At 69.8% G+C, this 4,864-nt stretch carries 4 protein-coding genes; 2 read left to right on the top strand and 2 right to left on the bottom strand.

The window, feature by feature from the left end:
* Nucleotides 1–2,601, bottom strand: a 2,601-nt coding sequence (locus ACFVYA_RS49475) for a hypothetical protein (protein ID WP_387055562.1), incomplete at its 3' end; no start/stop codon positions are given.
* Between the two features lie 232 nt (nt 2,602–2,833).
* On the opposite strand from ACFVYA_RS49475, the gene ACFVYA_RS49470 reads away from it, so the two are divergent.
* Nucleotides 2,834–3,625 carry a DUF3592 domain-containing protein gene (locus ACFVYA_RS49470; RefSeq protein ID WP_387055560.1) on the top strand — a complete coding sequence of 264 codons (792 nt, stop codon included), beginning with the start codon at nt 2,834–2,836 and terminating at the stop codon, nt 3,623–3,625.
* A gap of 104 nt (nt 3,626–3,729) precedes the next feature.
* On the opposite strand, the gene ACFVYA_RS49465 is transcribed toward ACFVYA_RS49470, so the two are convergent.
* On the bottom strand, nt 3,730–4,293 hold the full coding sequence (locus ACFVYA_RS49465; protein WP_387055558.1) for an RICIN domain-containing protein: 564 nt from the start codon (nt 4,291–4,293) through the stop codon (nt 3,730–3,732).
* 176 nt (nt 4,294–4,469) lie between these two features.
* Between ACFVYA_RS49465 and ACFVYA_RS49460 the strand changes: the two genes are divergently transcribed.
* Nucleotides 4,470–4,864: response regulator transcription factor (locus tag ACFVYA_RS49460; protein ID WP_387055555.1), on the top strand; the 395-nt coding region annotated here is incomplete at its 3' end.

The raw sequence follows: 4,864 nt of genomic DNA, 5'->3' as shown, positions 1-4,864 counted from the left end.
GACGTACACCGAGTAGCCGATGCCACCCGACCTGGTGCCGTCGGCCGTGTTGCCCCGCACGATCACCGAGTAGACGCCACGGTCCGGTGGGGTCCAGGTCATCGTTCCCGCACCCGAACTGTCCGCCGGCACGGTGAACTCCTCTGTCACGGCACCCCAGTCGTTCCGGACTTGGTAGGTGTACGAGACGATGCCCGGCATACCCGGCGTGAAGGTGAACGTCCCCGGCACACCGGAACCGCCCGACCACTGGCTTTCCGGGTATTCCTTGGACGACACGTACGGCGCGCTCGTGATGCTGAAGTAGTACGTTTTCTCCTGCGAGGAGACCTTGTCGGCCGTCACCGTACGCACCCGCAGGTGGTGGGAGGCCGAGCCTTCCGGTGGCAGCGGGGGAGTCCACGGCAGCACGGAGCGCCCGTTCTGAGCGGCCAGCTGCTGGAACGGACCCCAGTCGAGCGAGTACTCGAACGCCACCGCGCCCGGCTGGCGGGCTTCGAACGTGAAGGTGCCGGGGAACACCCGCCCGTTTGCCTGGAACTCCTTCGAGGTCACCGTGGGATCGTTCGTCACCGTCCACGTGATGTTGTCCGTTGACGACCACACGCCCGCCGTGTTCCTCGCGCGCACCAGCATCTCGTAGTCGCCGGCCCTCGGTGGGGTGTAGCTCACCGTCGCGGTGTTCCCGCTGACCGGCACGGTCCACCGGGTCGCCGGGTCCGCCGTCAGCCAGTACTCGAACTCCACGGCGTTCGGCATCGGGGTGGTGAACGTGAACGTGGCGGCTCTGCCCTCCGTCGCGATGTCGCCCTGGTAGTCGATCTCCGGTCGCCAGGTGTTGAGCGACAACCGTTTCTCCGTCACCGGGGACAGCCCGCCGGACGCGGCGCGGGCCTGGACCCGCAGCAGGGTCTGGTCGGCCGAGGTGAACTCGACCGGCAGCGTGGTGGTTCCGCCGGCGTTCGCCTTGACCGTCCACTTCGTACTCTCGGCACTCGCGAACCAGTAGTCGTACTCGACGACGTCCGGCATTCTCGGGGTGGCCGTGTACGTGGCCGAGGTGCCCAGGTCGACGTTCTCGGGCCCGCTCACCACCGGTGACGCTTCGACGAGGAACCGGTACTCCCGTTCCGGCGACTTCACGCCCGAGGTGTCGGTGCTGCGCACGAACAGCACGTGATCACCGCCGGTGGCCGGCGTGATCGTCACCTTGGCGACGCCGTTCTGGCCGGCCGTGACCGTGGCGGACGCGCCGTCGTCCAGCCGGTAGTCGTACGCCACGACGTTCGGCATCCCCGGCGCGAACCGGAACACGCCCGGCACGCCGATGCCGCCGTCCGGGCCGCCCTGCGGCGGGTAGCGGTCGGACGTGACCGTCGGCCGCGTTTCCTTGACGATGAAGGAGTAGTAGGTGCTGAGCGAGAGGTTGCCCGCCCGGTCCCACGCCCGCACGAGCACCGACTGCCAGCCGTTGGCCGTTGGCGTGAAGCTGACGGTGGCCGTGCCGTCGGGGCCCGCGGCGATCTCTCGCGTGTCCGCACCGAAGTTGTAGTCGTACCGCGCGACGTCGGTGGAACCGTTGGGGGAGAAGGTGAACTCGCCGGCCACACCGACCCCGCCGCCCTCGGCGTTCGCCGGGTACGTCCTGGAGACGACAGCAGGCGCGTGCGGATCCGTGCGGTCGACGGTGAACCGGCACGGGGACACCGTGGACGACTTCGCACCCCAGCTGTCCTCCGCGTACACCTCCCACGCGTAGGTGCCGTCGGCGAGGTCGGAAGTGTCCGGGTACGCCACGGCGGGGCTGCCCGACCCGGCACCCGTGTGCCGTTGCGACGGGTTCGCCACCGGCCACCACGTGAACTGCCCGGACGTGAAGTCGCCGTCCGGGTCGGATACCCGGGCGCTCAGCTGCAGCTGGCGGCTCACCAGCGCGCCGGTGCCGTCCTTGGCGCAGGGCTGGTCGTTGGTGCGCAGGTCGGTCGGCGTCGCGGGCGGCGCGTTGTCGACCACCCGCAGCGTTGCCGGGGCCTCGATCAGGCGGTAGAACGCCGGGTCCGCCTCGTGGGCTTCGGCGACGCGGAAGGCCAGGGTGAGGTGACGGACCTTGTGGTCGACCGCGTCCCGCACCGCGGTGGTGACGTCGAACGTGCCGTGGTTGTCGATGCAGGTGCTGTCGGCACCCCTGGACGCCACCCGCGTTTGCTCCGCCGGGCGGTTCTGCCAGGTCGACTGCTTGGTGTAGGCGGAGGTCCGCCACACCTCGGTGGCACGGCTGCCGCAGTCGACGTAGTGCGTCTCGCCGGCCGACAGCAGCACCGTCGTGAACGGCGCACCCCGCAACGAGCTCAGGTCGAAGGTCACGTACGAGCGTTGGCGGTGCGGTGTGTTGTCCCAGGTGCCGATCGGCAGGTTGCCGGATGGGTCGAAGTGGGCGGTGGTCGGTGCCGCTGAGTCGACGTAACCCCAGGACGTCGCGGACAGCGTCACCTCGGAGCGCGGTTGACCAGCGGTTTCCGCCGCCGCCACCGCGCCATCGGTGACGGTGATCCCGACGGCGAGCGCGACGGCGAGCAACGTCAGTGATCTTCGTAAGGTCATGCTTCCCCTCCCGTGTTGCAGGCATGCGGGGCGTACACGCCTGAAGGGGAGGATCGGTTGCCCCATGACCACGACGGCTGGGCGTAGGCACGAACGCCGCCCCTGACGCGGGGACGACCACGCCGCGACTGACCACACGCGACCAGCATCACCCGTGGCGGACGCCTGGTCGGGCGAGGGGTCATGCGCCGTTCTCGGTGTCCGCGCCGGAAACTCGTGGAAAGCTGAGCTCATGCCGGATGATTCGGAGTGGCTGCCGCCGGAAGGCGTAAACGGTCACGAGAGCGTGGACCTGACCGCCGAGACCCGCCGGCTGCGCGTGCTGGGGTGGCGGGCGCTGGTTGTCGCCGCGCTGTGGCTCGTGGCCGCCGGTGGTGCCTTCACCGGGCTCGTCCTGTACGAATCGTCGGCCGGCTGGCTCCTGCAAGACGGTACTCGTGTGCCCGGGACGGTGTTGCTGCTCGAACGATACCCGCCCGGGATTTACGTGGCCTTTTCCGTGCGGGGTGAACCTCACTATGCTTCCGTTCGCCTCAGTTCGAAGCGGCGCTACGCCGAGGGCGCGCAGGTCACGGTGGTGTACGACCCCGCCGACCCGAGCCGCGTGCGCACGACGCTGGAAGATGGTGTCGATCCCCGCGGGGCCGTCTTCTTCTGGATGGCCGGCGTGGGCTTGGTGACGGCTGTGGTTTTCAGCTTGATCGGCTGGGGCCGGTGGTCGTTGCGGCACGAGGCCGTGGTGCGCACCGGCTGGCGGCCGGCCGCGGTCACCGTGGTGCCTGACCTCGGGAGGTACGGGCACCGGCCGGATCTGCTCGTCGAGTACCGCGACGGGAGCCGGGCGGCGTTGCGGGCGACGCTGTCCAGTCACCGCAGCGCCTGGTTGCGGCACCAGCCCGGCCGTCCGGCGTGGGTGGGTGGCTCGGGCCGGGAGATGGTCGTTCTTTTCGACACTGGCCGCGGGTGGCGGCCGTACGCGGTGCCGGTGTACGGAAGGGAACCTCGGACACGGCCGGGAACTTAGCCGGGGACACGCGATGCGCCGAGTGGGCAGAGGCTCGCGCAGCCCCGGCACGGCCCCGTCCGCGATCCTGCCCGTGCAGCGTGCGCCGCACGGGCAGGACGGTGTTACTGCTCCCGCCACATCTGGGACCGGGAACCGAAGCTGCACGTCGCGATGTGGAGCAACGCGCTCCCGGTGCGGGGATTGGTGTCGAGGCACTTGCCCTTCACCGCCGTGACCAGGTTCAGCGCTCCGGGGCCCCCGGAGTTGTCCAGCTGCAGCTTCCACTGCTCGGACCCGATGCTGTCGGGGAAGCAGTCCCACTGCTGGACCAGGGTGCCGTCGTGCACGTCATCGACGCTGCCGGAGCGCAGATCCAGGCACATGTTGCTGTTGATGCTGCGCAGGGCGAAGAACCCGGGCGCCGAGAGCACCGGCTCGATCAGCCAGTTCTGGTTCGCGGTGTTGCGGCAGGGGAACTCCCTGACGGGGCCGCCGTGCTCTGTCGAGAAGTTGATCACGTCCGCGCACCCCCCGCTGGCGATGTCCTGGAACTCGACCGCTGCACCGATCCTGCTGGGCAGCGCACCCTCCGGCGTGGGGACCGAGCCGGCGTACGCCGGTGCCGCCATCATGGCCAGCGCCCCCGCGGTCGCGCCGATTACCGCTGCCAGTCTTCGAACCTTCATGGAATTCCCCTCATATCGGCGAACGTTTCGTTCTGGCGCCAACCTTGGTGCCCGGCGGGCCGCTGGGCATCCGTGCCGGCCACTGACCGGGAAATCCGTGTTCGCCACGGGTATTTCCGCTAAATGTCCGTTGGCGACCGGCTGACACAACCAGGCCGGCGGAGGACAATCCGAAGGTGGCCAATCAGGAGATCGCTGCCGGGGCAGGCATCTCCGCGCGGGAGGCCGAGGTGCTCGCTGCGCTCGGTGAACACCTGACCAATGCCGAGATCGGTGCCCGGTTGTTCATCTCCGTCCGCACCGTGGAAAGTCACGTCTCCTCCCTGCTGCGGAAGCTCCGGGTGGCCGATCGCCGCGCCCTGGCGGTGGTCGCGGCGACCACGCAGCCGCCGGTCCCCGCGGTGCTGCCGTCGCGGCTGACGCCGTTCGTCGGGCGGGTGGCTGAACGGGCGGCGCTGACGGAGGCGCTCAGCGAGCACCGCCTGGTCACGGCCGTCGGCCCGGGCGGGGTCGGCAAAACCCGGCTGGCGTTGAGCGTCGCCGGTGAGCTGACCGGCCGGTTCGCCGACGG

The sequence above is a fragment of the Amycolatopsis sp. NPDC058278 genome (genome assembly GCF_042881395.1).
Taxonomy (GTDB): domain Bacteria; phylum Actinomycetota; class Actinomycetes; order Mycobacteriales; family Pseudonocardiaceae; genus Amycolatopsis.
Note: the sequence above shows the minus strand (reverse complement) of the source record. Positions and strands in the feature narration are given on the sequence as shown.